Annotated in this window: 23 protein-coding genes and 1 pseudogene; 10 read left to right on the plus strand and 14 right to left on the minus strand. The window is 73.8% G+C overall.

Annotation, left to right across the window (positions count from 1 at the left end; all coding sequences use genetic code 11):
- Nucleotides 1-42 precede the first annotated feature (42 nt).
- On the plus strand, nt 43-1,050 hold the full coding sequence (locus ACFZBD_RS22290; RefSeq protein WP_391142027.1) for a LysR family transcriptional regulator: 1,008 nt from the start codon (nt 43-45) through the stop codon (nt 1,048-1,050).
- 173 nt (nt 1,051-1,223) lie between these two features.
- Here ACFZBD_RS22290 and ACFZBD_RS22295 read toward each other — a convergent pair whose 3' ends face one another.
- Both ACFZBD_RS22295 and ACFZBD_RS22300 read right to left on the minus strand, forming a co-directional pair.
- The gene (locus ACFZBD_RS22295) at nt 1,224-1,832 is read right to left on the minus strand and encodes a GDSL-type esterase/lipase family protein (protein ID WP_391142028.1); all 609 of its coding nucleotides are present in this window, start codon (nt 1,830-1,832) and stop codon (nt 1,224-1,226) included.
- A gap of 113 nt (nt 1,833-1,945) precedes the next feature.
- Nucleotides 1,946-2,323, minus strand: a complete 378-nt coding sequence (locus ACFZBD_RS22300) for a MerR family transcriptional regulator (protein WP_391142031.1) — start codon at nt 2,321-2,323, stop codon at nt 1,946-1,948.
- Nucleotides 2,324-2,516: 193 nt separating this feature from the next.
- Between ACFZBD_RS22300 and ACFZBD_RS22305 the strand changes: the two genes are divergently transcribed.
- Nucleotides 2,517-2,876 (plus strand): hypothetical protein, encoded by a 360-nt coding sequence (locus ACFZBD_RS22305; protein ID WP_391142033.1) that lies wholly within the window; start codon nt 2,517-2,519, stop codon nt 2,874-2,876.
- Between the two features lie 142 nt (nt 2,877-3,018).
- Here ACFZBD_RS22305 and ACFZBD_RS22310 read toward each other — a convergent pair whose 3' ends face one another.
- From ACFZBD_RS22310 to ACFZBD_RS22365, 12 genes and pseudogenes are all read right to left on the minus strand, one after another.
- Nucleotides 3,019-3,327: an SCO5918 family protein gene (locus ACFZBD_RS22310; RefSeq protein ID WP_391142034.1), complete on the minus strand. Its 309-nt coding sequence runs from the start codon at nt 3,325-3,327 to the stop codon at nt 3,019-3,021.
- 51 nt (nt 3,328-3,378) lie between these two features.
- Entirely contained in the window at nt 3,379-3,714 is a 336-nt protein-coding gene (locus tag ACFZBD_RS22315) for a CBS domain-containing protein (protein WP_391142230.1), read from the minus strand.
- Between the two features lie 158 nt (nt 3,715-3,872).
- Nucleotides 3,873-5,387, minus strand: a complete 1,515-nt coding sequence (locus ACFZBD_RS22320; RefSeq protein WP_391142036.1) for a DEAD/DEAH box helicase — start codon at nt 5,385-5,387, stop codon at nt 3,873-3,875.
- A 290-nt stretch (nt 5,388-5,677) separates the two neighbouring features.
- Entirely contained in the window at nt 5,678-5,881 is a 204-nt protein-coding gene (locus ACFZBD_RS22325) for a cold-shock protein (protein WP_030693997.1), read from the minus strand.
- A gap of 385 nt (nt 5,882-6,266) precedes the next feature.
- Complete coding sequence (locus tag ACFZBD_RS22330) at nt 6,267-6,878, minus strand: TetR family transcriptional regulator C-terminal domain-containing protein (RefSeq protein WP_391142039.1); 612 nt, start codon at nt 6,876-6,878, stop codon at nt 6,267-6,269.
- A 170-nt stretch (nt 6,879-7,048) separates the two neighbouring features.
- Nucleotides 7,049-7,903: pseudogene (locus tag ACFZBD_RS22335) on the minus strand (3-hydroxybutyryl-CoA dehydrogenase); the annotation flags it as partial.
- Nucleotides 7,904-7,931: 28 nt separating this feature from the next.
- On the minus strand, nt 7,932-9,113 hold the full coding sequence (locus ACFZBD_RS22340) for an acyl-CoA dehydrogenase family protein (protein ID WP_391142041.1): 1,182 nt from the start codon (nt 9,111-9,113) through the stop codon (nt 7,932-7,934).
- Between the two features lie 61 nt (nt 9,114-9,174).
- A complete protein-coding gene (locus ACFZBD_RS22345) occupies nt 9,175-10,350 on the minus strand; it encodes an acyl-CoA dehydrogenase family protein (protein ID WP_391142043.1) in 1,176 nt (391 codons plus the stop codon).
- Between the two features lie 104 nt (nt 10,351-10,454).
- Entirely contained in the window at nt 10,455-12,683 is a 2,229-nt protein-coding gene (locus ACFZBD_RS22350; RefSeq protein ID WP_391142045.1) for an acetate--CoA ligase family protein, read from the minus strand.
- 1 nt (nt 12,684) lies between these two features.
- The gene (locus ACFZBD_RS22355; protein ID WP_391142048.1) at nt 12,685-12,876 is read right to left on the minus strand and encodes a ferredoxin; all 192 of its coding nucleotides are present in this window, start codon (nt 12,874-12,876) and stop codon (nt 12,685-12,687) included.
- Nucleotides 12,873-14,201, minus strand: coding sequence for an NADH-ubiquinone oxidoreductase-F iron-sulfur binding region domain-containing protein (locus ACFZBD_RS22360; protein WP_391142050.1), 1,329 nt, complete (start codon nt 14,199-14,201; stop codon nt 12,873-12,875). The genes ACFZBD_RS22355 and ACFZBD_RS22360 overlap by 4 nt, the downstream gene beginning before the upstream one ends.
- The gene (locus tag ACFZBD_RS22365) at nt 14,198-14,827 is read right to left on the minus strand and encodes a hypothetical protein (protein ID WP_391142053.1); all 630 of its coding nucleotides are present in this window, start codon (nt 14,825-14,827) and stop codon (nt 14,198-14,200) included. Before ACFZBD_RS22365 ends, ACFZBD_RS22360 begins: the two co-directional genes overlap by 4 nt.
- A gap of 590 nt (nt 14,828-15,417) precedes the next feature.
- Between ACFZBD_RS22365 and ACFZBD_RS22370 the strand changes: the two genes are divergently transcribed.
- The 8 genes from ACFZBD_RS22370 (at nt 15,418) to ACFZBD_RS22405 (ending at nt 24,208) form a co-directional block, all read left to right on the plus strand.
- Entirely contained in the window at nt 15,418-16,608 is a 1,191-nt protein-coding gene (locus ACFZBD_RS22370) for an SRPBCC family protein (RefSeq protein WP_391142055.1), read from the plus strand.
- Between the two features lie 307 nt (nt 16,609-16,915).
- Nucleotides 16,916-18,091, plus strand: coding sequence for an extracellular solute-binding protein (locus tag ACFZBD_RS22375; protein WP_391142057.1), 1,176 nt, complete (start codon nt 16,916-16,918; stop codon nt 18,089-18,091).
- 1 nt (nt 18,092) lies between these two features.
- A complete protein-coding gene (locus tag ACFZBD_RS22380) occupies nt 18,093-18,977 on the plus strand; it encodes an ABC transporter permease subunit (protein WP_391142059.1) in 885 nt (294 codons plus the stop codon).
- Nucleotides 18,974-19,897 carry an ABC transporter permease subunit gene (locus tag ACFZBD_RS22385; protein ID WP_391142062.1) on the plus strand — a complete coding sequence of 308 codons (924 nt, stop codon included), beginning with the start codon at nt 18,974-18,976 and terminating at the stop codon, nt 19,895-19,897. The genes ACFZBD_RS22380 and ACFZBD_RS22385 overlap by 4 nt, the downstream gene beginning before the upstream one ends.
- A 4-nt stretch (nt 19,898-19,901) precedes the next feature.
- Nucleotides 19,902-21,116: a polyamine ABC transporter ATP-binding protein gene (gene potA, locus ACFZBD_RS22390; RefSeq protein ID WP_391142064.1), complete on the plus strand. Its 1,215-nt coding sequence runs from the start codon at nt 19,902-19,904 to the stop codon at nt 21,114-21,116.
- Between the two features lie 78 nt (nt 21,117-21,194).
- Nucleotides 21,195-22,511, plus strand: a complete 1,317-nt coding sequence (locus tag ACFZBD_RS22395) for an FAD-dependent oxidoreductase (RefSeq protein ID WP_391142066.1) — start codon at nt 21,195-21,197, stop codon at nt 22,509-22,511.
- Entirely contained in the window at nt 22,504-23,898 is a 1,395-nt protein-coding gene (locus ACFZBD_RS22400) for an aldehyde dehydrogenase family protein (RefSeq protein WP_391142069.1), read from the plus strand. The genes ACFZBD_RS22395 and ACFZBD_RS22400 overlap by 8 nt, the downstream gene beginning before the upstream one ends.
- Before the next feature lie 91 nt (nt 23,899-23,989).
- Nucleotides 23,990-24,208 (plus strand): hypothetical protein, encoded by a 219-nt coding sequence (locus ACFZBD_RS22405; RefSeq protein WP_391142073.1) that lies wholly within the window; start codon nt 23,990-23,992, stop codon nt 24,206-24,208.
- The last annotated feature ends 16 nt before the right edge of the window (nt 24,209-24,224 follow it).

Here is a 24,224-nt window from a genome sequence, read left to right on the forward strand (position 1 = left end):
GTGCGAGGGACTGCCGCCGGGGGGCGGCGTGGGGGAGTACACGTGGATATCGACGCAAGAACACTCCGGACCTTCCGCGAGGTGACCCTGACCGGGTCCTTCACCCAGGCGGCCCGTCGCCTCGGGTACTCGCAGTCGAGCGTCACCGCGCAGATGCGCGCGCTGGAGAGGCAGGTGGGGGAACCCGTCTTCGAACGGCTGCCCAACGGCGTGCGGCTCACCCGCACCGGAACGGTCATGGGCGAGTACGCGCGGCAGATACTCACCCTGGTGGGGGAGATGGAGGTGGCCCTGCGCCGCCCCGCCGTCACCCCGCCGCGCATGACGGTCGGCATCGTCCCGGCCCTGGCGTACGGGCAGCAGCTCGCCCGCGTCACCCACATCGGCCGGCGGCTGCTCTCCGGCGTCCAGCTCGCCCTGCGGGTCATGGGCACGTCCGAGATCCACGAGGCCTTCCGCTCCGGCGCGATCGACGGCGCCCTGGTCCTCACGGTGGTCGACGCGGTCGACCCCGAGGCCATGCTCGCCGACCAGCTGCGGACCGACCGCTCCGACGACCTCACCGAAGTACGGCTCCAGGAAGTCGAGTTCGTACCCGTCACCGGCCGGGGGAACCGACGGTCGGCCGCCCGTCAGGTGGTCATCGCCGACCCCGACTGTCCCTCGCAGCGCTGGCTGCCCGAGTTCCTCCGGCTGCGCTCGGAGGGACCGCCGGAGATCCACGAACTCGGCTCCATGGCGGGCGTCCGCGCCGCCGCCCAGTCGGGCCTCGGCTGCGCCATGCTCCCCCTGGCGCTGGTCTCCTCGCCCCGCGGGGTGACGGGCCTGCGGCCGCTGCCCGGGGTGCCGAAGATGCGCTGGAACGTTTCCCTCATCTCCAGCCGTACCCCCGCCCGCCCGGCCCTCGACTGGGAGAACCTGACGGAGACGCTCCGCCAGGCCACCGCACTGGCCTGCGGCGTCCACCCCGGCCGCCCGGAGGGCCCGGCCATGGTCCCCGCCCTCGACGACGAGCCCACCCTGGACCCCGAACCGGGCGTCCCCACCTGACCGGTGCCGCGGCCCACCGCCCCCTCCCCGGGCTCAAACCCCGACCGGGCCCGGGGGACACGGGGAGGTGCGCCGCGGCACCTTCCCACCGATCGCGGGGTCGGTGGCCGCCACCCGCCCTCGCCAGGGCGGCCCCGGGAAGTGCGCGGACGACGCTACTTTCGAAACACGCCCTAGAGGGCGTCCAGCTCCCCCAGGCCCAGTGTGCGCAAGGTGTGGTTCGCCATCCGCAGGTGGCCGGCCGCGTTGGGGTGGGCCGCGTCGTCGAGCCAGGCGATGGGGTCCGCGTCGCCGTGGTGCTCCCGCCAGTACGCCTCGTGGTCCACGAGCAGCGCGCCGGTCTCCTCGGCGATCTCCCGGACGGCCCGGCAGTAGGCGGGAAGCGCGGCGCGGCGCTCCCGGCCCGAGAAGCCGATCACCGCGGGCGTGTGGAGGACGATCTGCGTCGCGGGACCCACCCCGGCGATGATCCGGCGCATCGCGTCGTGGAACACCGGCAGGCCCTCCTCCCCGGCGAGGCAGTCGTTGGTGCCGAGGGACACCGACAGCACATCGGGCGCGAACCGGCCGACGAGGCGGTCGTGGAGGGCCAGCACGTCGACCGCGCTCCATCCGGAGACGCCGGTGTTCACCACGGTGTCGGTGAGCCGGCCCAGCTGCCAGCGGACCCGCTCGTGGAGGTGCTCGACCCAGCCGCGGGCGCCGTGCGTGTGCAGGACGGCCTGGGTGATGCTGTCCCCCGTCGCCACCCAGGTCATGGGTCCGTCCGACAGCCTGATCATTGCCCGCCCCTCCCTGCCCGGCCGCCGGGCCTCCCGTGCGGCCGCGGTGTCCCGTCGTCGGGCCATGCTGCCCGGGCAAGATCACCGACGCAACGCCGGGGTGCCCCGACGGCTCAGTCGGAGCGTGCGTCCCGTGCTCCCTCGCTCTCGTCGCCGTCCGCGGCCCCGTCCGCCCGGGCGGCGGCGCGGCGGTACTCGGCGTTGATGCGCTGGGCCTCCTCGAGCTGGTCCTCGAGGATGACGATGCGGCACGCGGCCTCGATCGGGGTCCCCTGGTCGACGAGTTCCCTGGCCCGTGCCGCGACCCGCAGCTGGTAGCGGGAGTAGCGCCGGTGGCCGCCCTCGGAGCGCAGCGGGGTGATCAGCCGCGCCTCGCCGAGGGCGCGGAGGAAGCCGGGGGTGGTGCCGAGCATCTCCGCCGCCCGGCCCATCGTGTAGGCGGGGTAGTCGTCGTCGTCCAGCCGGCCGCCGAGCGCGTCATCCGCTGTCATCTGCACCTCTTCATCGGGAACACGTCGCGGGGCCCCGATGCCGCACGGCACCAGCGCCCCGAGGAATTCAACACCATCTCTCCGCCCCGGTGCCGCGCCGACCTGTGTTTTCGGCCCTGTCTCGCCCCGGGGAGGGACGGAAGGCACCCCGGCCGCACGCCGCCGGGCGTGGCCACGAATAGAATCGGCTTTCATGTCGAAGCCTGACGAGTTGCTCGTTGACATCGCCGCGATGGTGGAGTCCGGGCAGAGCAATCAGATGTCCCTGACCGTGGTCACGGGTGGCACGGTCATCACCGGTCGACTGGCTCCCGAAGCCGTGTGGAGGCAGCGTGTCTCGGAGGTCCTGACGGACTCGGAACGTCTGGGCGAGTTCTCCCGGATCTTCAGTACGTCCGAGGAGACGGGCGGCCCGCCCCGCTATCTGCACTTCCACGTCGCCAGGATCCTCCAGGGCACCGTGGGGATCCCGGAGACGGGCGGGATGTACCGCGTCCTGATCGAGGAGGTCAGCGCGTGGACGGTGGGTGACTTCCGCTACTCCGACCACTGACGCGGCCCGCGCGGGCGTCCCCGCCCGCCGGCCGTACGCGTCGCCGCCACCGCCGTGACCCGAGGGCACGAGGTGGCGGCATACGAGGAGGGCCCGACCGGCGCGCGCCGGTCGGGCCCTCCTCGTATGCCTGCCGGGCGCCTCAGAGGGCGGCCGGCGTGCCGAGCAGTACGGACGCTCGCTCCACCGCACTGCCGAGCGGCGCGGGAGCCGCCTCGGGGCGGAGGCGGCAGGTGAAGCCGAGGAGCGTCATGGCCCGCACGACCTCACCGGCGCTGAAGTCGCGGCGGTCCTGGCGGGTGATGACCTCACCCACCTGCTTGACGGGGAAGGTACGACGGCCGATCGTCACGGACTCGCCGGTGACCGGCTCGGGCTTGATGCCCTTCATGGCGTTCAGGACGTCGTTCTTCGTCAGATCGAACGGGAAACGGGCGATGACGCAGCGCATGGGGCCTCACAGGTGAAAAGGGAGACGGCCCGACGGGCCGAGGGGGGAGGTTCAGGGGGAGAGGGTGAGCACGCCCAGGGCGCAGCCGTGCTCGTCCACGACCGGCGACGCCCCGACCCGGCGGCGGCGCATCGCGTGCTCGGCCTCGGCCATCGGCGTGAACGGTGAGGTGAAGGGCCCGCTGTCGCCGGTGATCTCGCGGAGCCGGACCCGGTCCGAGTACGCGGAGCCCTCCCGTACGGCGGTGAGCTGCGCCTCGGTCAACAGCCCGGTGCACCGCCCGTCGTCGTCGCGCACGAGCAGGTGCCCGGCGCGCGCACTGGCCATGACGGACAGCGCGACCTCGACGGTCATGCCGTCGTCGACCTGCGGCCCGGCCTCGCTCATGGCGTCGAGCACCGTCCCGGTGCGGAAGGGCGCCGGGTGCGCCGTGGGGTGGAGCCGCGTCTGAACCGGTGTCACAAAAGGCCTCCTGCGGAGAGAAGCGGGGCGGGGCGCCCGGGGGTCGTACCTGCGGGCGGCCATCGACGCCCGCCCGAGCCTGCCTACGCCGCCGAGTCGAGGGCCTGTCGACGCTGGGCGGTGCGGCGGGCGGAGGAGGAGGGGCGGGAGCGGCGCGGGCGGCCCGAGGCGGTCCGCTGGGGGCGCTCGGACACCGGCGCCGTGATGACGACCGGGATGCCCGAGGGTGCCTGCGCGCCCGTGATGCGGTGCAGCGCGTCCTCGCCGGAGCGGACCTCGGTGATCCGCGGGCGGATCCCCGCGTCCGACATCAGCCGCGCCATCCCCCGGCGCTGGGCGGGCGTGACGAGGGTGACGACACTGCCGGACTCGCCCGCACGGGCGGTACGGCCGCCGCGGTGCAGGTAGTCCTTGTGGTCCGTCGGCGGGTCGACGTTGACGACGAGGTCGAGATTGTCGACATGGATCCCGCGGGCGGCGACGTTCGTGGCGACGAGCACGGTGACGTGCCCGGTCTTGAACTGCGCGAGCGTACGGGTGCGCTGCGGCTGCGACTTGCCACCGTGCAGCGCCGCGGCCCGGACCCCGCTGCCCAGCAGCTCCTTGGTCAGCCGGTCGACGGCGTGCTTGGTGTCGAGGAACATGATCACGCGGCCGTCACGGGCCGCGATCTCGGTCGTGGTGGCCTGCTTGTCGGCGCTGTGGACGTGCAGCACGTGGTGCTCCATCGTTGTGACCGCGCCGGCCGAGGGGTCCACGGAGTGCACCACCGGGTCGGTGAGGTACCGGCGGACCAGCAGGTCGACGTTGCGGTCGAGGGTGGCCGAGAACAGCATCCGCTGCCCCTCCGGACGCACCTGGTCGAGGAGCGCGGTGACCTGCGGCATGAAGCCCATGTCGGCCATCTGGTCGGCCTCGTCGAGGACGGTGATGGCGACCTGGTTCAGCCGGCAGTCGCCGCGGTCGATGAGGTCCTTCAGCCGTCCCGGGGTGGCGACGACCACTTCGGCGCCGCTGCGCAGCGCGCCGGCCTGCCGGCCGATCGACATGCCGCCGACCACCGTGGCCATCCGCAGCCTGAGGGAGCGGGCGTACGGGGTGAGCGCGTCGGTCACCTGCTGCGCCAGCTCGCGGGTGGGGACCAGGATCAGCGCGAGCGGCTGCCGGGGCTCGGCGCGCTGTCCCGCCGTACGGGCCAGCAGGGCGAGGCCGAAGGCCAGGGTCTTGCCCGAGCCGGTGCGTCCGCGGCCCAGGGCGTCACGACCCGCGAGGGTGTTCGGCAGGGTCGCGCCCTGGATGGGGAACGGAACGGTCACGCCCTCCGCGGTGAGCGCGGCGAGCAGCTGCCCCGGCATGTCGAGGTCGGCGAACGCCTCGACGGCGGGCAGGGCCGGGGTGATCGTCCGGGGGAGGGCGAACTCACCTTGCACGGGTGCCGAACGCCGGCTGGACCCGGCCGGGCGGCTGCGGGAGAAGCGGTCGTTCGACCGGTCCTTGCCGCCGGCGGTGCCACGGTCGTTCGCGCGGTCGTTCATCCGGCCGCCCGCGTGGTTGACGGCGCGGTTGCTCGTGCGGTTGTTCGTGCGTGTGCGGTTCATGTGGAACCTTCCTTGATGCGGCACGTATCAAGGAATTCCCGCGGCAGATGAGCCGCACAGAGAATCGCGAGAACGAGCCAACAGGAGAAACGTCGGGACCGTCGCGGAATACGCGGACGGGGCCGTGCGTCGGAGGGGGCTGCCGGAACGGAGACCCGAGAGGGTGTGCGTCCGGAGCCGGGCGGTACGTCCGCCGTACGGGGCGCCTGCCGAGCGGCGGCACCCTTGAATGCAACGAGCTGGGGCCCGCACCCCAAGGTGCGGGCCCCAGCTCGTACGACGTGCGAGCGTCAGGCGGGAACGATGTTCTCGGCCGTCGGGCCCTTCTGGCCCTGCGCGATGTCGAAGTTCACCTTCTGGCCTTCCTGCAGCTCACGGAAGCCCTGGGCGGCGATGTTCGAGTAGTGGGCGAAGACGTCGGGGCCGCCGCCGTCCTGCTCGATGAAGCCGAAGCCCTTTTCCGCGTTGAACCACTTCACGGTGCCAGATGCCATGTCAATTCTCCTTCGGGGCAGTGCCCGGAGTGCGCACTGTGCGGACTCCGCGTCGCCGCGATGATTGCCCCGCCCGGAAAAAGACCGGAAATACAAAAGCGTTCCCCGCGGCGGAAGACCACCGTCGGGGCGCTTGGGTTTTGGGAACCACAACTGCAACTGACACCGACACTAGCATGGCGAGATCGCCCTTGCGCGGTGAGTAATTCCACGTGAGAGGCGCGGTGAGAAATCCTCACCGCGCCTCGATTCCATATCTCACCCGGCGGTCACAGATATTGCCCCGCCCCGCCCGAAGACTGTCATGGAACGGCCGGAAGAAGACTCGAGGAAGGGCCGGAAAAGGCGAACGGCGTACACCGGGCGGACGGATGCCAGGGAAACGTCAGACGTCCGGGACATCGGGCCCGATCCCCAGCGTGGGCGCGATGGCCCGCCAGATCGTCGCCCTGGCCGAGGCGAGGTCGACCCGGGGATCGTCCAGCATCAGCCGGATGCCGAGCCCGTCACTGAGCGCCAGGACCAGATCGCTGACCGCGGCGACGTCGCACTCCTTGAACTCGCCGGTCTCGACGCCCCGCCGGACGGCCCCGCCCACCCACGCGTGCAGCTGGTCGTACAGGTCCACGGCGAGGTGGCGGGCCGCCGTGTCGCGCTGGGCGCGCACCCACAGCTCCTGCCAGAGCTTCCAGTCCTGGCGGAGCTCCGCGTCCGTCGGCAGCATGCTGCGCAGGATGCGGGCCAGCGCGACCGCCGCCGGGGCCGCGTCGGAGTCGCCCTCGGTGTCCCGGCCCGTCTGGGCGAAGGAGTGCGTCATCGCCTCGGCGAAGAGCTTCTCGCGCGTGTCGAAGTGATAGTGCAGCAGAGCCTTGGAGACGCCGGCGTGTTCGGCCACCTTGCGCATGCTGATGTTCTCGAAACCGATGTCGGCGATCACCTCGCAGGCGGCCATGAGGATCCGCTCGCGTGTCTCGAGTGCGCGCTCGGCCTTGGTCACGTCGGCTGCTCCCCGTGTCGGTGCCCGAAGGGCGGATGGCCCGGCGGACGGGCCCTGGACGCCGCGGCCACCGGCCGCGGGGCGGCCGCCGCCGGGACCGCCGCCGTCGCAGCCGCCCGCGCCGGGACCGCCGGACCCTCATCCTCGCGCATCGCGACCCCCGTTCCGCCATAGGTGTGGAAGCCCCGGCCCGCCTTGCGGCCGAGCAGGCCCGCCTCCACCATCCGGGCGAGCAGCGGCGGCGGGGCGTACAACGGCTCCCCGTACTCCGCGTACATCGACCGCGCGATGGCCTCGACCGTGTCCAGGCCGATCAGGTCGGCCAGGGCCAGGGGCCCCAGCGGATGGGCGCAGCCCAGCGTCATCGCCCGGTCGATGTCCTCGGGCGACGCGGCCCCGGAGTCCGCCATCCGTACCGCCGCCAGCAGATACGGCACGAGCAGCGCGTTCACGACGAACCCGGCCCGGTCCCGGGCGCGGACCACCTGTTTGCCCAGCACGTCGGCGGCGAAGTCCGACGCCCGGCGGGCGGTCCGCTCGGCGGTGAGCAGGGAGGGCACCAGCTCGACCAGGGGGAGGACCGGGACGGGGTTGAAGAAGTGCAGACCGACCACCTGCTCCGGCCGCGAGGTGGCGGCCGCAAGCCGGGCGACCGGGATGGCGGAGGTGTTCGAGGCCAGCACGGCGTCCCGTCGCTCCACGGTCGCGTCGAGCCGGGCGAAGACCTCCCGCTTCGCCTGTTCCTCCTCGGCCACCGCCTCGACGACGAGGTCCCGGTCGGCCAGCGCCGCCAGGTCGGTGGCCATCGTGATCCGTCCGGCCGCGGCGTCCCGTTCGGCGACGGTGAGCCGCCCGGCGTCCACGGCTCGGGCCAGCGAGCGGGTGATCCGCCGCAGGCCGGCGTCCGCGGCCGCCCGGTCCGTCTCCACCACCACGACGTCCCGGCCCGCGCGGGCGCAGACCTCGGCGATCCCCGATCCCATCAGACCGCAGCCCACGACCCCGACGCGCTCGACGTCCGTCATCGGTCCTCCCTCCCCGGTCCTCGACCGGTCAGACGGCGGACGGCATCCGCAGGACGCCCGTGCCGCGCTTGACGAGTTCGCCCGCGACGATCAGGCGCTGGATCTCGGAGGTGCCCTCCCAGATGCGGTCGACGCGCAGCTCGCGGTAGAGGCGTTCGACCGGGTACGTACGGTCGTAGCCGCGGCCGCCGAAGATCTGCACGCACCGGTCGACCACCCGCCCGGCCGCCTCGCTCGCCGACAGCTTGGCGATGGCCGCCTTGGCGTGCAGGGTCTTCCGGTCGGCCGTACCGTCGTCGACCTCCCAGGCAACCTGGTGGGTGTAGGCGCGGTTGACGGCGATGTCGACGGCGCAGTCGGCGAGCATGCCCTGGATCAACTGGTAGTCGGCGATGGGGGAGCCGAACTGGCGCCGTTCGACGGCCCAGTCGCGGGCCAGCTCCAGGGCCCGCTCCGCCGCGCCGATCGTCCGGGCGGCGATCATCAGCCGTTCCTCGCTGAACCAGGCCCGGGTGATGTCGTAGCCGTTGCCGACCTCGCCGAGGACGGCGTCGTCGGCGACGTGCACGTCGGTGAAGGTGAACTCGGGGTGTTCGTAGACGAAGGTGTGCGTCCAGCGCGGCACCCGGGTCATCTCGACGCCCGGCGTGTCCTTGTCCACCAGGAAGAGGGTCGGCGCCCGCTCGTCCCCGGCGTCCCCCGCGAGGGCGAGCACGATCATGAAGTCGGCGTGGTCGCCGACGGTGACGAACCACTTCTCGCCGTTCAGCACCCAGCCGCCGGTGGTCCGCGTCGCCGTGGTCCGCAGACTCTGCGGGTCCGACCCGGCCTCGGGCTCGCTCACCGCGTAGCAGTCACGGCGCTGCCCCTTGATCACCGGGACGAGGTACCGCTCGCGCTGTTCCGGGGTGCAGAACGACAGGGCGTTGGCGGGGCGCCAGACCATGTCCCACAGGGCGCCGGTGAGCCGCCCCAGCTCCGCCTGGACCGTCACCTGCTCCAGGACGGTGAGGCCGGCGCCGCCCCACTCCTCGGGCATGTTGACGGCCTGCAGGCCGCTGTCGAGGACGGCGTCGCGGATCGCGGTGTGGGCGAGCGGGGGCAGGCCGTTGTTCTCCTCGCAGTCCAGTTCGTACGCCGTGATGAACTCGGTGAGCGCGCGCGCCGAGGCCTTGAGCTCCTGCTGACGGGCGGTGAGACGGAAGTCCATGCCGGTGACTCCTCCGGGGTCGGGGTGGGAAGGGGCTTCAGACGGTGGTGGGCAGCGGGCTTCAGACGGTGGTGGGCAGCGCGAGCGCCCGCGTGCCGCGCTTGATCAGCTCGTTGGCGATGATCAGGCGCTGGATCTCGGAGGTGCCCTCCCAGATGCGGTCGACGCGCAGCTCGCGGTACATCCGCTCGACGGGGTACGTACGGTCGTAGCCGCGGCCGCCGAAGATCTGGACGCACCGGTCGATCACCCGCCCGGCGGCCTCGCTGGCCGCGAGCTTCGCCGTCGACGCCTTGGCGTGGAGGGTCTTGCGGTCGGTCTCCGGCCGGTCGGCCTCCCAGGCGACCTGGTGGGTGTAGGCGCGGTTGACGGCGATGTCGACGGCGCAGTCGGCGAGCATGCCCTGGATCAGCTGGAAGTCGGCGATGGGGGAGCCGAACTGGCGCCGTTCGACGGCCCAGTCGCGGGCCAGCTCCAGGGCCCGCTCGGCGGCGCCGACGGTCCGGGCGGCGATCATCAGGCGTTCGTCGGTGAACCACTCCTTGGTCAGCTCGTAGCCGTTGCCGACGCCGCCGAGCACGTCCTCGTCGGGGACGAAGACGTCGGTGAAGGTGAACTCGGGGTGCCCGTTCACCGCGGAGTGCATGAAACGGGGGACCCGGGTCATCGCCACGCCCGGCGCCGCCTTGTCCACGAAGAACAGGGTCGCGGCCCGCTCCGGGCCCGCGTCGGCCTGTACGAGCAGGAAGTCGGCGATGTCGCCGCAGGTCACGAACCACTTCTCGCCGTTGAGCAGCCAGCCGCCTTCGGTACGGGTCGCGGTGCTGGTGCCGGAACCGGGGTCCGAGCCCGCGCCGGGTTCGGTCACCGCGAACGCGTCGAACCGCTCGCCCCGGACGACGGGCAGGAGGTACTTCTCCCGCTGGGCCTCGGTGCCGTACGCGAGGACGTTGGCGGGACGCCAGGGGATGTCCCAGAGGCAGTTGGTGACCTTGCCGAACTCCTCCTCGACGATGACCTGGTCGAGGAGGGAGAGCCCGGCACCGCCCCACTCGGCGGGCATGTTGATCGCGTAGACGCCCGCGTCGATCGCGGCGCGGGTCAGTTCGCGCACGGTGTCGGCGGGCAGCGGGCCGCCCGCCTCCTCCGACTGGTCCTCGTACGTCATCAGGAGCCGGGCGTAGGCGGCGGCCCGGTCCTTGAGCGCGGTCTGCTCGGGGGTGTAGCGGAAGTCCATGTGTCCTCCGGGGCACGGTCGATCGAGGAGTGAGGGGGAGGGGGAAAGGGGGAGGGGGTGAGGGGGAGAGAGGTGAGGGTGGGGCGGTCGGGAGGATGCGGTGGTCAGGCGGAGACGGCCCGGGCGTCCAGGGCCAGGGCGCCGTCCGGGCGCACCAGCAGGGGATTGACCTCCAGTTCGGCGATCTCCGGGTGCGCGGCGGCGATGGTGGTGATCCGCTCGATCACGGCCGCCGCGGCGGCGACGTCCACGGCCGGCCTGCCGCGCACACCGGCCAGCAGCGCGGCGCTCCGCAGACCGTGCAGCAGGGTCCTGGCCCGCCGGGCCGGCACGGGCGCGAGGGCGAAGGCGACATCGCGCAGGGTCTCGGTGAGCACACCGCCGAGCCCCACCATGGCCACCGGCCCGAAGCGGGGGTCGCGGTGCACGCCCACGATCAGCTCGACGCCGTCGGTGAGATCGGCCATCGCCTCGACCGAGTACGAGGGGGCGCCCAGCCGGTCGTGCATCTCGCGGTACGCGGCGAGGAGCGCGTCCCGGTCGGCCAGCCGCAGCGCCACGCCGCCCGCGTCGGACTTGTGCAGGAGGTGCAGGGCCTTCAGCACGTACGGCCCCGGGAAGGCGTCGGCCGCGGCGAGGAGCCCGGCCTCGTCGGTGATCTCCCGCGCGGCGGGGAACGGCACACCGGCGGCGTCGAGGAGCGTACGGACACCGTGATAGCCCAGGTCTCCTGGCGGAGCCTCGGCGGGCGGCACCGAGGTCACCCCCAGGCCGTCACCCCCCGCACGCCCGGTCATCGCGGCCAGCGCCCGCGCGGCGTCCTCACTGGCGGAGAACACCGGCACCCCGGCCTCCACCAGCACCCGGCAGCTCGGCGATCCCGGATACATCGACTGCACGACGAACGGCTTCCCGCCGGCCCCGACCCGCACGGCGATCTCCTTGGCGGCGGCCACCTCCCCGTCCGCGAGCACGGAACCCCCGGCCGGGGCGGAACGGGCCTGTCCCGCGACGGAAGCGGAGGGATCGGTGGGATCGGTGGAGTCGGTGGGGCCCGCGGGGCCGGCGGGGCTGGTGGGTCCCAAGGCGTCGGGGGCTCCGTCGCCCGCCGCCGGCGGGGAGGCGTCCGGGGGCGGGGCGCAGGGGGTGCCCAGGCCGCCCTCGGCGGCCGCGTAGCCGCCGAAGTAGCCGGTCATCAGGATCGCGTCGACCTCCTCGGCGGCGAGCAGGCCGGCGACGGTGTCGGCGTACGAGTGGGGGCGCTGCTCGCCCATGCCCGCGAGGTCGACGGGGTTGCCGACGGCGGACTGTTCCCAGAGGACGGTCCGGAGCCGGTCCTGTGTGGCGCCGGTGAGTTCCGGTACGGCGAGGCCCGCGTCCTCGGCCGCGTCGGCGGCGACGGCTCCGTGGCCGCCGCCGTCGGTGAAGACGGCGGTCCGTCGGCCGCCCGCGCGCCGCGGACCGGCGTTCAGCGCGGCCAGTACGACCGTCATCTCCCGTGGCGTACGGACGAGTTCGACGCCCGCGTCACGGCACGCGGCCGCCACCACGTCGGCCGAGGTGGTGAGCGCGCCGGTGTGCGACTGGGCGCTCCGGGCGGAGGCGGCGCCCCGGCCCGCGGTGAGCAGCACCACCGGCTTGCCCGCCGCCGCGGCGGCCCGCGCGAAGGCCCGGCCGTCGCCGAAGTCCTCGGCGTACACCGCGATCGTCGAGGTGGCCGGGTGCGCGGCGCAGTCCTCGACGAGGTCGACGAGGGTGACGTCGGCCTGGTTGCCGAGCGAGACGAACCGGGAGAAGCCCAGGCCGTGCGGGGCGCCGCGGAGCTGGAGTTCGAGGGCGAGGTTGCCGCTCTGGCTCAGCAGCGCGACGCCGCCGGGTTCGAAGCGGTCCGAGGCGAGGTACAGCTCCGTCGTGTTGTCGGCGACGCCCAGACAGTTGGGTCCGACGAGGACCGCTCCGGCGTCCCGTACCCGCGCGGCGATCGCCCGCTGCCGGGCCAGCCCGGCGGGCCCGGACTCCGCGAAGCCCGCCGTGATGGCGACGATCGCCTTCGCCCCGCAGGCCAGCGCGTCGTCGACGGCGGCCTCGAAACCGGCGCCGGGGACGGCGATGACGACCAGCTCGACGGGTTCGCCGACGGCCGCAAGCGAGGGTGCCGCCGTCCGGCCGAGGACGGTGCCGCCGCGCCGGTTCACCAGATGGACGGGCCGCCGGTGGGCGGGGGCCCGCAGCGCCTGGGAGGCCACCGCGTGGCCGTACTTCGCGGGGTCGTCGCTGGCGCCGACCACCGCGACGGAGCGGGGGTCGAAGAGCGCGGTCAGGTCGCGTCCCATGTCACTTCTCCAGTCGGAGGGCGGAGTTGGGGCAGCTCTCGGCGCAGGCGCGCGCCGCGTCCTCCGCGTCGGGCGGGACGGCGACGGCGAGGACCCGCGCGTAACCCCACTCGTCGAGTTCGACGAGCTCGGGCGCGTGTTCCTGGCACAGTCCGTAGCCCTGGCAGCGGGTGGAGTCCAGCAGGAGTTTCACGGTGTTCCCTTCAGGGCGGGCAGCGGGGTACGGGCCGGGGTGCCGTCGGCGACCCGGGGTACGGCCACGGCGAGGCGGCGGCCGGCGTCCCCCGGCGGGGTGGCGGCGCAGTCCGGGCACGGGGTGCGGAGGTGGGCCTCGGAGAGGCCGGGGAAGGCGCGCAGCAGGCTGCCGGCGGTCCCGGCGGCGGCGTCGAGCAGACCGCACGCGCCGCGCCCGAGCAGGCCCCGCGACCACCGGTCCAACTTGGTGAGGGTGTCCGCGTCCGCCGAGCCCGCGGCGAGGGCGTCGACGGCGTCGCGGATCGCCCCGGTGCCGGACACGCAGACGCCGCACTGCCGGGCGCTCTCCGCCGCGAGGTGCCGCAGCGCGTCGGCGGCGGCGGACACGGGGCAGGCGTCGGAGGCGAGGAAGCGGATCGCCCCGCAGCCCAGCGCGGTGCCCGCCGCGGCGAGCGCGCCCGGTTCGAGGGGCAGGTCCAGGGCGCCGCGGTCGACGAGGCCCCCGAACAGCCCGCCCATCAGCGCCCCCGCCGCGTCCGGGGCGCCGTACGCCGCCGCCAGGGTGCGCAGCGGGACGCCGTACGGCACCTCGGCGAGCACCGGTTCGGCGCGGTCGCCGGAGAGCGTCACCAGCGTGGTGCGGGCGATCCGTTCGCGCAGGTCGGGCCGTGCGGCGGTGAGGGCGATCCGGGCGAGCGTCTCGACGTTGGAGACGAGGGTCGGCGCGCCGCCGACACCCCGCTCGAAGGGGCGGGGCGGCTTGGCGAGCGGCAGTGCGGGGCCGCCGTCGATCCTGCGGATGACCGCGGTCTCCTCGCCCGCGACATAGCTGTGGCCGGTCTCGACGACCTCGACGGGCAGGGGCGGCGGGCGTTCGGCGAGGGCGCGGCGGACGCGGACGGCCGCCTCCGGGTCCGAGAGGTAGACGTAGCCGCGGACGGCGCCGGTGATCGAGGCGGCGTGGGCGAGGCCGTCCAGGACCAGGTGCGGGCGGGCCCGCAGCAGCCAGCGGTCCTTGACCGAACCCGGCTCCCCCTCCTCGCCGTTGGCCACCACGACCGGGGCGCCCGCGCGGTCGCGGACGGCCCGCAGTTTGACGGCGACGGGGAACCCGGCTCCGCCGCGACCGCGCAGACCGGACGCGGCGAGGTGGTCCAGCAGCTCGGCGGGGAGCGGCGGAGCGGCGGCCGCGCCGTGGGCGGGATCGGCGGGGCCGGCGTAGCCGCCGGTGGCGCGGTACGCCTCGGCGGACTCCGCGCGGTCCGGTGCCGCTCCGAGGACGGAACCGGGCGTGGGCCCGGACGGGAATCGGATCGTGGTCATCGGCTGCCTCCTTTCCGGCCGGGGGGCCGAGGGGCCCGAGAGGTTCGGGGGGTGGGTGAGGGCAGGGGTAGCGGGTGGGGCGGAGGGGCCGGTGGGGTCTGGCGGCTCGGTTGCTCGTACGGAGGGTGCGGTGGGGTCCGGCGGCTCGGTTGCTCGTACGGAGGGTGCGGTGGGGTCTGCCCGCTCGGAGCGGACGGCGGTGGCCCCTCGGCCGGGGCCGGCGGTCTCCGCCCTTCCCGGCGGTCCCGCAGGGCCCGTACGGCGTTCTCGAGCGCGGTGCGTTCCCTCGCCGTGTGGTCGTACTCGGCGCCTGGGAGGCCGATGAGCATGCGGTGGTGGTCGAGGACGACCTCGCCGGCGAGGAGCGCGGCCGTGTGGTCGCCCGGCCGTGACCCGTCGGCCACGGCGGTGACCAGGGCGGTGACCTCGGCGAGGTAGCGCAGCCAACTGTGGCGGCTGCCGCGCAGGATCAGCCGTTCCACGCGGCGCCGTTCGGCGCCCGTCCGTTCGGTGGAGACGCCGGGGGCGTGCCGGGACGGGGTGCGCAGGGCGGCGACCGCGGCAGGCAGTTCCCGTTCCGGTTCGGGAGTGAGTCCGAGCCAGTCCAGACGGCGACGACCGCTCATGCGTGCCTCCGGGGAAGGGGAGGGGGCGGGGAAGTGGGGGAGGGAGGAGCGTGAAGGCCGGCCGGATGAGAGGCCAGGCGGGCTGCTTCCACCCCTGTGAGCAGGGTGGATGCGCGAAAGCGCCGGAGCAGCGACAGACGGCAAGAACGCTGACCGATCGGTCAGGGAGTGGTTTCACGCTAGCTGACCGATCGGTCAGCCCACAAGTCTTGACCCCACGGAATTCAGCCACCAGGCTTGCTGTCCAATCGGTCAGCCTGACTCGGCGCCCGCCGCGATCGGCTGCCCGCCGCCGGGCCGCGCGCCCTCGCCGACACCGCTCGACACGGGTGACCGGCGACCGCTCACGGCCCTCCGTAACCGGCCTCCGCTCACCGTCCACGGCCCTCCCCACCGGCCTCCGCTCGCCGTCCACGGCCCCCGCACCGGCCTCCGCTCACCGATCGCGGCCCCCGCACCGCTCACCGACCCGAGCACGGATCACGGACCCACCGACACCTCGATCTCCGACCCGAGCACGGATCACGGACCCACCGACACATCGATCACCGACACCGATCGCCGCACCGCCGGCACCGAGGAGTCATCCGATGCAGTCCAAAGCCCCCGAGACCCCTCTCCCCCTCGAACCGCCCGCCCGGGGCACGCCCCGCGACGCCCCCGGTGACGCCCCCGGCCCGGCGCTGTCCGCCCGCCACTACACCGACCCCGAGGTGGCCGCCGCCGAGATGCGGCACGTCTTCGCCCATTCCTGGCAACTCGTCTGCCACGAGTCCGACCTGCCGGGGCCCGGCGCCAGGCTCGCCGCCACGGTCGCCGACCGGGAGGTCCTGGTCGTCCGCACCGAGGACGGCGGTCTCGCCGCCCACCTCAACGTGTGCCGCCACCGCGGAACCCAGCTGGTCACGGCCCCGGAACCGGCCGGGAAGGCGATCCGGTGCCCGTACCACGGCTGGACGTACCGCCTCGACGGCAGCCTGGTCGGCGCCCCGGAGGCCCGGCAGATCCCCTGCCTCGACAAGCCGCGCCTCGGGCTGTTCCCGGCCCGGGTGGAATCCTTCCTCGGCTTCGTCTTCGTCTCCCTGGACCTCGACGCCGTACCGCTCGCGGAGCAGTGCGCCGGACTCGCCGAGGCGGTCGGTCACTACGCCGGGGCCGACCTGGTCCCGGTCGGCCGCGGCCGTATCCACGACCTGGCCGGCGCCGAAGTGCAGCAGGCCAACTGGAAGGTGGCGGTCGACAACTACCTGGAGGGCTACCACGTCCCCGTCGCCCACCCCGGACTGATGCGGCTGCTCGACTACCAGGGCTACACCTGCGAGATCGAGGAGTCCTACGCCCTCTTCGCCTCGCCCCTGCGCGACAAGCCGTCCTCCAACTGGGCCGAACGCCTCTACCAGCGTGTCGCCGCGCCCATGCCCGGCCTCGGCGAGGACGACCGGCGGGTCTGGCGGTACGCCGTGATCTACCCGAACACCCTCATCGACTTCTATCCCGACCACGTCCTGGCATGGACCGCGATCCCGACGGGGGTCGACCGGGTGGCGGTGCCCGGCGCCTTCTACACCCGCCGCGGGACGGGGCCGCGCACCCGGCTCGCCCGCCGCCTCAACATGCACATCGGCTGGATCACCAACGACGAGGACGCCGAGCTGGTGGCCCGCGTGCAGAAGGGGCTCTCCACCCCCGGGTTCCACCCCGGGCCCCTCTCCCGCCGCGAGTCGGCGGTCGGCTGGTTCGCCGGCCGCATCCGCGCCGACCTGGCCGCCGCGGAGCGGTGAACCGTATGCCCGGCCCGGGGGGCCGTACGGGTGGGCCGCGCCGGCCCCCCGGCGGACGGGCCAGACCCGGCAGACCCGGCCGACCCGGCCGACCCGGCCGACCCGGCTGCCCCGTCGATCCGGCCGATCCCCCCGGTCCCGTCGAACCCGCTGACCCCGTCGAACCCGCTGACCCCGTCGACCTGGCCGGCCCCGGCCGGTCCCGTCGCCGCGGAGGGGTGAACCGCCCCCGCCCGTAGCCGAACGCGCCACGCCGCGCACCGTTCGTCCCCCGCCGTCCCCCTGCGGCCCTACGGAGAGGACACCGATGTCCCCCGAGGCACAGCCCCCGTCACCCCGCTCGTTCCGCCCCCGGCCCCCGCTCTCCCGAAGGGCGTTCCTCCGCGCCGGCACCGGCGTCGGAGCCTCCGCCGCCCTCGGACTCACGGCGGCCGGCTGCGGATTCGCCCCCGTCGACGACGCGGCCGCCCGCGCCGCCGCGGAGGCCCCGATCGACGTCGAGGTCGACGGCGACCTCGTCTACTTCAACTGGGCCGACTTCGTCGACCCGGCCGTCTTCGCGGGCTTCGAGAAGGAGTACGGCGTCAAGGTCGTCCAGTCCAACTTCGACTCCATGGAGGGAATGACCGCCAAGCTCAACGCCGGCAACCGCTACGACATCATCTTCCCCACCGCGAAATGGGCCGAGCGCCTCACCGCCGGCGGCCGGCTGCGGCGCATCGACCACTCCCGGCTGAGGAACGCCGAGGCGGTCTTCGGCGCTTACGACTACTTCGCCGACCCGTGGTACGACCCCGGCTCCGCGCACACCGTCCCCTTCACCATGTACAAGACCGGCATCGGCTGGCGCAGGGACCGCCTCGGCGATCTCACCGGCTCCTGGGACGACCTGTGGAACGACCGTGCCCGGGGCAGGGTCTTCGTCCTCGACGACCGCGACGAGGTGCTCGGCCTGGGCGCGCTCAAGCTCGGCCACGACCTCACCACGGGCGAGCGCGCGGAACTCGACGAGGTCACCGACACGCTGCGCTCCCTCCGCCCCCGGCTGCGCGGCTTCTCCAGCGACAGCTACAACAACCTGCTCAACGGCAACGCCGACATGACGCAGGCCTGGAGCGGTGACATGGCCGCCATGCTCGCCCAGGCGAAGGACCCCCGGGTCTTCGGCTTCGAAACGGCCCGCGAGGGCGCCCCCGTCAACTCCGACTGCTACGCCATCCCCGTCGACGCCCGGCACCCCGGCACCGCGATGCTCTTCATCGACTACATGCTCCGCCCGGAGAACGTACGGCGGAACATCGAGTACATCGGCTACCCCATGCCGGTCCGCGGCAGCGAGGACACCTACGCCGCGCTCGTGGAACCGTTCCCCGACTGTCTGGTGACCGCGGCCGATCTGAAGGCCGACCTCTTCTTCCGTAACGGCACCGCCGAGGCCGAGAAGGCCCGCGACGCCGCCTGGACCGCTGTGAAGGCGGGCTGACATGGCACGACGCCCCCACCACCACCCCGGCTCCCGGGCGCAGACGCGCCTGTGGACCTGGCTCATGCTCCCCGGCACCCTCTGGATGACCGGCTTCCTCGTCGCCTCCCTGCTGCTCGTGGCCACCCTGGCGCTCGGCACCACCGACCCGCTCGGCAATCCGCGCTTCGGGCTCGACTTCGGCAACATCGCCGCCCTGGCCGATCCGGCGTACCGCACCGTCCTGCTCCGCTCCCTCGGCTACGCCCTGATCACCTGCGTGATCTGCCTCGCCGTGGCCTACCCGGTCGCCTACACCATCGCGCTGCGCGGCGGACGCTTCAAGAACCTGCTGGTCGCCGCGATCGTGGTGCCCTTCTTCGCCAACTACCTGGTGCGGATGTACGGCTGGTCGGTCGTCCTCTCCGACGACGGGCCGCTGCTCCGGGCACTGCGCGCGACCGGCCTCGCCGACGGGGACACCAAGATCCTGCAGACGGGCACGGGCGTCGTCGCCGGACTCGTCTACGGCTTCGTCGTCTTCATGATCATCCCGCTGTACGCGGCCATGGAGCGGATGGACCTCTCGCTGATCGAGGCCGGACGCGACCTCTACGGCGGCCCGCTGCGCACCTTCCTCTTCGTCACCGTCCCCGCCACCCGGCAGGGCGCGGCGGCCGGCTGCGTCCTCGTCTTCCTGCCCGCCATGGGCGACTTCGTCAGCGCCCAGCTCATGGGAGGACCCGACCAGATCATGATCGGCAACCTGATCCAGGACAAGTTCTTCCAGGGCCAGAACTGGCCGCTCGGCTCGGCCCTCACCATGCTGCTGATGGCGGTCCTGTTCCTCGGCCTGCTCGGCTATCTGCGGCGCACCCGCAAGGACGAGGCGGAGGCCGCCCGATGACCCTCCGCCCCGCCGCGCACCGCCCGCCCCGCGAGGACGGTCCGCCCGCCGCCCGGCCCCACGGGCCCGCCCCCACCGTGCCGTCCGGGCCGCCCCGCCGGCGCCGCCGCGGCGCGGAGCGCCCGCCGCGCTTCGCGATCGCCGTCACCGTCGTCTTCTTCGCGCTGCTCTACCTCCCCGTCGCCGTCGTCGTCCTCTTCTCCTTCAACTCGGCGAAGTCCCTCACCGTCCTCGACGGACTCAGCCTCCGCTGGTACGGGGCCTTCCTCCGCGACGACGTCCTCCTCGAATCGCTCGGCATGAGCCTGGAGGTGTCCCTGGTCGCCATGGCCGGCTCGCTGGTCCTCGGCGTGGCCCTGGCCCTGGGGCTCGTCCGCGGCCGGAGCCGCCTCGGCGCCTTCGCCGGCCTGGTCATGCTCGTCCCGCTGATCACGCCGGAGATCGTCACCGGCGTCGCGGCCATGCTCCTCTTCAAGGGGCTCGGCATCACCCTGTCCACCACGACCGTGATGCTCGCCGAGATCACCTTCTCCATCTCCTACGTGACGGTGATCCTCCGCTCCCGCATCGCGGCGCTGAACCCCGAGGTCGAAGAGGCCGCGATGGACCTCGGCGCCACCCGGCGGCAGGCCCTGCGCCTGGTGACCCTGCCCGCGCTGCTCCCCAGCATCCTCGCGTCCGCGGTGCTGATCTTCGCCCTGGTCTTCGACGACTTCGTCCTCGCGTACTTCACCACCGGCGTCGACCCGCAGCCGCTGTCCGTCCGCATCTACTCGGCGATCCGGTTCGGCGTCCTGCCCACCATCAACGCCGTCGGCACCCTGATGCTCGCCGGATCCATCGGGCTCATCGCCCTCGCCCTGGCCATCCCGCGCCTCTTCGGCCGCCGCGGCGGCCTCGATCTGCTCTCCGGGAAGTGACCCCATGCCCCACCCGTCCCCGCAGCCGCAGCCGGACCACCAGCCGCCCCCGCACCCGCAGGCGGACCCGACACCGGACCCGCAGTCGCCCCCGACACCGGACCCGCGGGCGGACCCGCCCGCGCAGTCGTCCCCGGACCCGGGGCCGTCCCCCCGCCCCGCCGTCCGGCTCGACCGGATCGGCAAGCGGTACGCCGCCGGCACCTACGCCGTCCAGGGCATCACCCTGGACATCGCACCGGGGGAGTTCTTCTCCCTTCTCGGGCCCTCCGGCTGCGGCAAGACCACCCTGCTGCGGATGATCGGCGGTTTCGCCGACCCCACCGAAGGCGGCGTCCTGCTCGACGGCGAGGACGTCACCGGCCTCCCGCCCGACAAGCGCAACGTCAACACCGTCTTCCAGAGCTACGCCCTCTTCGACCACCTCTCGCTCGCCGACAACGTCGCCTTCGGCCTCAAACGCAAGGGGGTCGGCCGCGCGGAGATCCGCTCCCGGGTGGCCGAGATGCTCGATCTCGTGCAGCTCGGCGGGCTGGCCGGCCGCAAGCCGCCCACGCTCTCCGGCGGCCAGCGCCAGCGCGTGGCCCTGGCCCGGGCCCTGGTCAACCGCCCCCAGGTGCTGCTGCTCGACGAGCCCCTGGCGGCCCTCGATCTCAAGCTCCGCCGCCGGATGCAGGTCGAGCTCAAGCAGATCCAGCGCGAGGTCGGCATCACCTTCGTCTTCGTCACCCACGACCAGGACGAGGCCCTGACCATGTCGGACCGCGTCGCCGTCATGAACGAGGGACGCGTCGAGCAGTGCGGCACGCCCGAGGACGTGTACGAGCGCCCGACGAGCACCTTCACCGCCTCCTTCATGGGCACCTCCAACCTCGTCCCCGGCACCTACCGCACCGGCCGCGTCGTCCTCGACGGGGGCGCGGCCCTGCCCGTCGGCCTCCGGCCCGGCGTCCCCGACGGCAGCCGGGTCAGCCTCTCCATCCGCCCCGAGAAGATCTGGCTCTCCGACTTCGAACCCGACATGGCCAAGGTCGCCGGCGTCGTCCGCGAGACCGTCTACTCCGGGCCCACGACCACGTACCTCATCGAACTGGCCCCCGGCGTCACCGTGTCCGTCCTGGAGCAGAACACCTACCGCTCCCGCATGGAGGACCGGTGGTGCGGCGGCGAGCGGGTCGAGATCGCCTGGAAGCCCGAGCACTGCCTGGTCCTCGACTGACCCGCCCGCCCGCCTGTCCGCCCGTACGTCCGTACGTCCGCATACGTACGGGCGGCCCGACCGAAGGAACACCCCTCCATGAACCACGACGTCATCGTGCTCGGCGCCGGACTCGCCGGGCTCGCCGCCGCACGTGACCTGGCCCGGGCCGGAGCCGACGTCCTCGTCGTCGAGGCCCGCGACCGGGTCGGCGGCCGCGTCGAGCAGACCGCGCTCCCCGACGGCCGCCCGGTCCAGCTCGGCGGCGAGGTGGTGGGCCGGGCCCACACCGCCTACACCGGCCTCGTCGCCGAACTGGGCCTCACCCTCGTCCCCAGCTACGTCGCCGAGCCCGGAGCCCTCACCCGCGCCACGCCCGAGTCCGTCTCCGACGACGACCCGCCCCCCTGGTTCGGCCCCGGCGACGAGACCCGCCACGCCACGACCGCCGCCGCCTTCGCCGCGCTCGCCCGGACCGTCGACCCGGACGACCCGTGGTCCCACCCCGACGCCACCGCCCTCGACCGGCTCTCCGTCGGCGACTGGCTGCGCTCGGAAGGGGCGACCCCGGCCGTCGTACGCCTCTGGGAGATCGGCCAACTCGCCCTCGCCGACGGCTCCTGCGAACGCACCTCCCTGCTCGCCGCCCTGCGCAAGCACGCCGCCGTACCCGGCCCCGTCCCCTACGACTACGAGGCGTGGGAGGGCCTGCGGGTGGCCGAGGGCTCGGCCACCGTCGCCCTCCGCCTGGCCGACGCCCTCGGCGCCCGGGTCCGCACCGGCACGCCCGTGGACGCGGTCGCCGTACGACGGCCCGGCGGCTGCTCCGTACGCCTGGCCGGCGGGGAGACCCTCACCGCCGGCGCCGTCGTCAGCGCCCTGCCCGCCGGCCCGTTCCGCTCGGTCCGCGTCACCGGCGTCTCCGACGGGCGCCTCGCCTCGCTGCACCGCCAACGCCACGCGCTCGCCGCCAAGTTCGTCGCCGTGTACGACAAGCCGTTCTGGCGCGCCCAGGGCCGCAGCGGCCTCTCCGAATGCGAAGGGGTCGTCGGCAGCACCTGGCCGCAGAGCGAGGGCATCCTCTCCGCCCTCGTCCCGCCCGAACGCTACGGAGTCCTGCTCGGCACCCCCGACGCCCTGCGCGCCCCCGAACTCCTCGCCGACATCGCCCGCCTCTACGGCGACGAGGCCCACCGCCCGCTCGCCACCCACCTCCGGCTGTGGGGCACCGACCCGTGGACGCAGGGGTACGTCACCCAGTGGGCCCCCGGCGACGTCATGGCCGTCGGCCCCCGGCACGGCACCCACGAACCGCCCTTCTACGTCTGCGGATCCGACCAGTGGGTGGCGGGCTACATGGAAGGAGCCGTACGCACCGGACGCGCCGCGGCCCGGGAGGTGCTGCGCCATGGCTGACCCGGTCACCAACCACATCGGGGGAGCGGACCGCCCGGCCGCCTCGGGCGCGACGACGGAACTCGTCGACCCGGCCACCGGCCTCGTCCACGGCCACGCCCCGCGCTCCGGCCCGGCCGACACCGACGCCGCCTGCGCGGCGGCCGCCGCGGCCTACCCGCACTGGTCCACGACCACCCCCGCCACCCGGCAGCGGGCCCTGCTCGGCATCGCCGACGCCCTCGAAGCGCACGCCGACGCCCTGGCCGCCGCCGAGACCCGCGACACCGGCAAGCCGCCGGACCGCTTCCTCGCCGACGAACTGCCCGCCGTCGTCGACGCCGTCCGCTTCTTCGCCGGCGCCGCCCGCAACCTGCCGGGCGCCGCCGCGGCCGAGTACACCGAGGGCCGCACCTCGCTGCTGCGCCGCGAACCGGTCGGCGTCTGCGCCCAGATCACCCCCTGGAACTACCCCCTGATGATGGCGGCGTGGAAGATCGCCCCGGCGATCGCCGCCGGCAACACGACCGTCCTCAAGCCCGCCGACACCACGCCCTCCTCGGCCTCGCTCCTGGCCCGGATCGCGGCCGGGCACCTGCCGCCCGGCGTCCTCAACGTCGTCTGCGGCGACCGCGACACCGGCCGCGCCCTGACCACCCACCAGGACGTCGCCCTGATCGCGGTCACCGGCAGCGTCCGCGCGGGACAGGAGATCGCGGCCGCCGCCGCGGCCGGCCTCAAGCGCGTCCACCTCGAACTCGGCGGCAACGCCCCGGTCGTCGTCCACGCCGACACGGACGTCGACGCCACCGCGGACGCCCTCGCCGCGGTCGCCTTCTACAACGCCGGCCAGGACTGCACCGCGCCCACCCGGATCCTGGTGGACCGCCGGGTGCACGACGCCTTCCTCACGGCCTTCGCCGCCGCCACGCGGAAGCACGGCACCGGCTTCGGCCCGCTCAACAACGCCCGCCAGCTCGCCTCGGTACGGGGCCTGCTCGACCGGCTCCCGGCCCACGCCGAGATCGTCACCGGCGGGCAGCCGCTGCCCGGCCCCGGCTTCTTCCACGAAGCCACCGTCGTCGCCGGAGTGCGCCAGGACGACGAGATCGTCCAGGAGGAGATCTTCGGCCCCGTCGTCACCGTCCAGCCGTTCGGGGACGAGGCCGAGGCCCTCCGGCTCGCCAACGACGTCCGCTTCGGCCTGGCCGCGAGCGTCTGGACCGCCGACCACGCCCGCGCGATGCGCGCGACGCGGGCCCTGCACACCGGCATCGTGTGGGTGAACACCCACGGCACCACCGTCTCCGAGATGCCCCACGGCGGCGTCAAGCACTCCGGCTACGGCAGCGACCTCTCCCTGGCCGGGCTCCTGGACTACACCCAGGCCAAGCACGTCATGCTGTGAGCCGCGCGGGGCCCGGGGTTTGGCGCGGATCCGGGGCTGGGCATCCCTCTCTACGGGAATGACCCTGACTCCGACCGGCGAGGTGCCCCAGATGCCCGACACGAGCCCGGAACCGATCGCGACCTTCTGCGGGAAGTGCGACTGCGGCTGCCCGCAGCTCTTCGTGGACGCCGACGCGCCCGACGACAAGCGGGTCCGCATCACCGACGACTTCGGGCAGCAGGTGCAGATGAGCGAGGAGCAGTTCGCCGACCTCGTCGCCCAGGCCAAGGCGGGCGCCCTGGACCGCCTGACCACCGCCCCGGCCTGACCGACCACTGCCCGGG

It is taken from the genome of Streptomyces sp. NPDC008121, assembly GCF_042957155.1.
Classification (GTDB): Bacteria; Actinomycetota; Actinomycetes; order Streptomycetales; family Streptomycetaceae; genus Streptomyces.

Bases quoted from the DNA above. Each gene is read 5' to 3' on its own strand.
- ACFZBD_RS22400 (WP_391142069.1), top strand. From the start codon at position 22,504: ATGGCTGACCCGGTCACCAACCACATCGGGGGAGCGGACCGCCCGGCC.
- ACFZBD_RS22370 (WP_391142055.1), top strand. From the start codon at position 15,418: ATGCAGTCCAAAGCCCCCGAGACCCCTCTCCCCCTCGAACCGCCCGCC.
- ACFZBD_RS22295 (WP_391142028.1), bottom strand. From the start codon at position 1,832: ATGATCAGGCTGTCGGACGGACCCATGACCTGGGTGGCGACGGGGGAC.
- potA (WP_391142064.1), top strand. From the start codon at position 19,902: ATGCCCCACCCGTCCCCGCAGCCGCAGCCGGACCACCAGCCGCCCCCG.
- ACFZBD_RS22350 (WP_391142045.1), bottom strand. From the start codon at position 12,683: ATGGGACGCGACCTGACCGCGCTCTTCGACCCCCGCTCCGTCGCGGTG.
- ACFZBD_RS22385 (WP_391142062.1), top strand. From the start codon at position 18,974: ATGACCCTCCGCCCCGCCGCGCACCGCCCGCCCCGCGAGGACGGTCCG.
- ACFZBD_RS22380 (WP_391142059.1), top strand. From the start codon at position 18,093: ATGGCACGACGCCCCCACCACCACCCCGGCTCCCGGGCGCAGACGCGC.
- ACFZBD_RS22310 (WP_391142034.1), bottom strand. From the start codon at position 3,327: ATGCGCTGCGTCATCGCCCGTTTCCCGTTCGATCTGACGAAGAACGAC.
- ACFZBD_RS22365 (WP_391142053.1), bottom strand. From the start codon at position 14,827: ATGAGCGGTCGTCGCCGTCTGGACTGGCTCGGACTCACTCCCGAACCG.
- ACFZBD_RS22320 (WP_391142036.1), bottom strand. From the start codon at position 5,387: ATGAACCGCACACGCACGAACAACCGCACGAGCAACCGCGCCGTCAAC.
- ACFZBD_RS22305 (WP_391142033.1), top strand. From the start codon at position 2,517: ATGTCGAAGCCTGACGAGTTGCTCGTTGACATCGCCGCGATGGTGGAG.
- ACFZBD_RS22315 (WP_391142230.1), bottom strand. From the start codon at position 3,714: ATGAGCGAGGCCGGGCCGCAGGTCGACGACGGCATGACCGTCGAGGTC.
- ACFZBD_RS22360 (WP_391142050.1), bottom strand. From the start codon at position 14,201: ATGACCACGATCCGATTCCCGTCCGGGCCCACGCCCGGTTCCGTCCTC.
- ACFZBD_RS22340 (WP_391142041.1), bottom strand. From the start codon at position 9,113: ATGGACTTCCGTCTCACCGCCCGTCAGCAGGAGCTCAAGGCCTCGGCG.
- ACFZBD_RS22345 (WP_391142043.1), bottom strand. From the start codon at position 10,350: ATGGACTTCCGCTACACCCCCGAGCAGACCGCGCTCAAGGACCGGGCC.
- ACFZBD_RS22395 (WP_391142066.1), top strand. From the start codon at position 21,195: ATGAACCACGACGTCATCGTGCTCGGCGCCGGACTCGCCGGGCTCGCC.
- ACFZBD_RS22375 (WP_391142057.1), top strand. From the start codon at position 16,916: ATGTCCCCCGAGGCACAGCCCCCGTCACCCCGCTCGTTCCGCCCCCGG.
- ACFZBD_RS22405 (WP_391142073.1), top strand. From the start codon at position 23,990: ATGCCCGACACGAGCCCGGAACCGATCGCGACCTTCTGCGGGAAGTGC.
- ACFZBD_RS22325 (WP_030693997.1), bottom strand. From the start codon at position 5,881: ATGGCATCTGGCACCGTGAAGTGGTTCAACGCGGAAAAGGGCTTCGGC.
- ACFZBD_RS22300 (WP_391142031.1), bottom strand. From the start codon at position 2,323: ATGACAGCGGATGACGCGCTCGGCGGCCGGCTGGACGACGACGACTAC.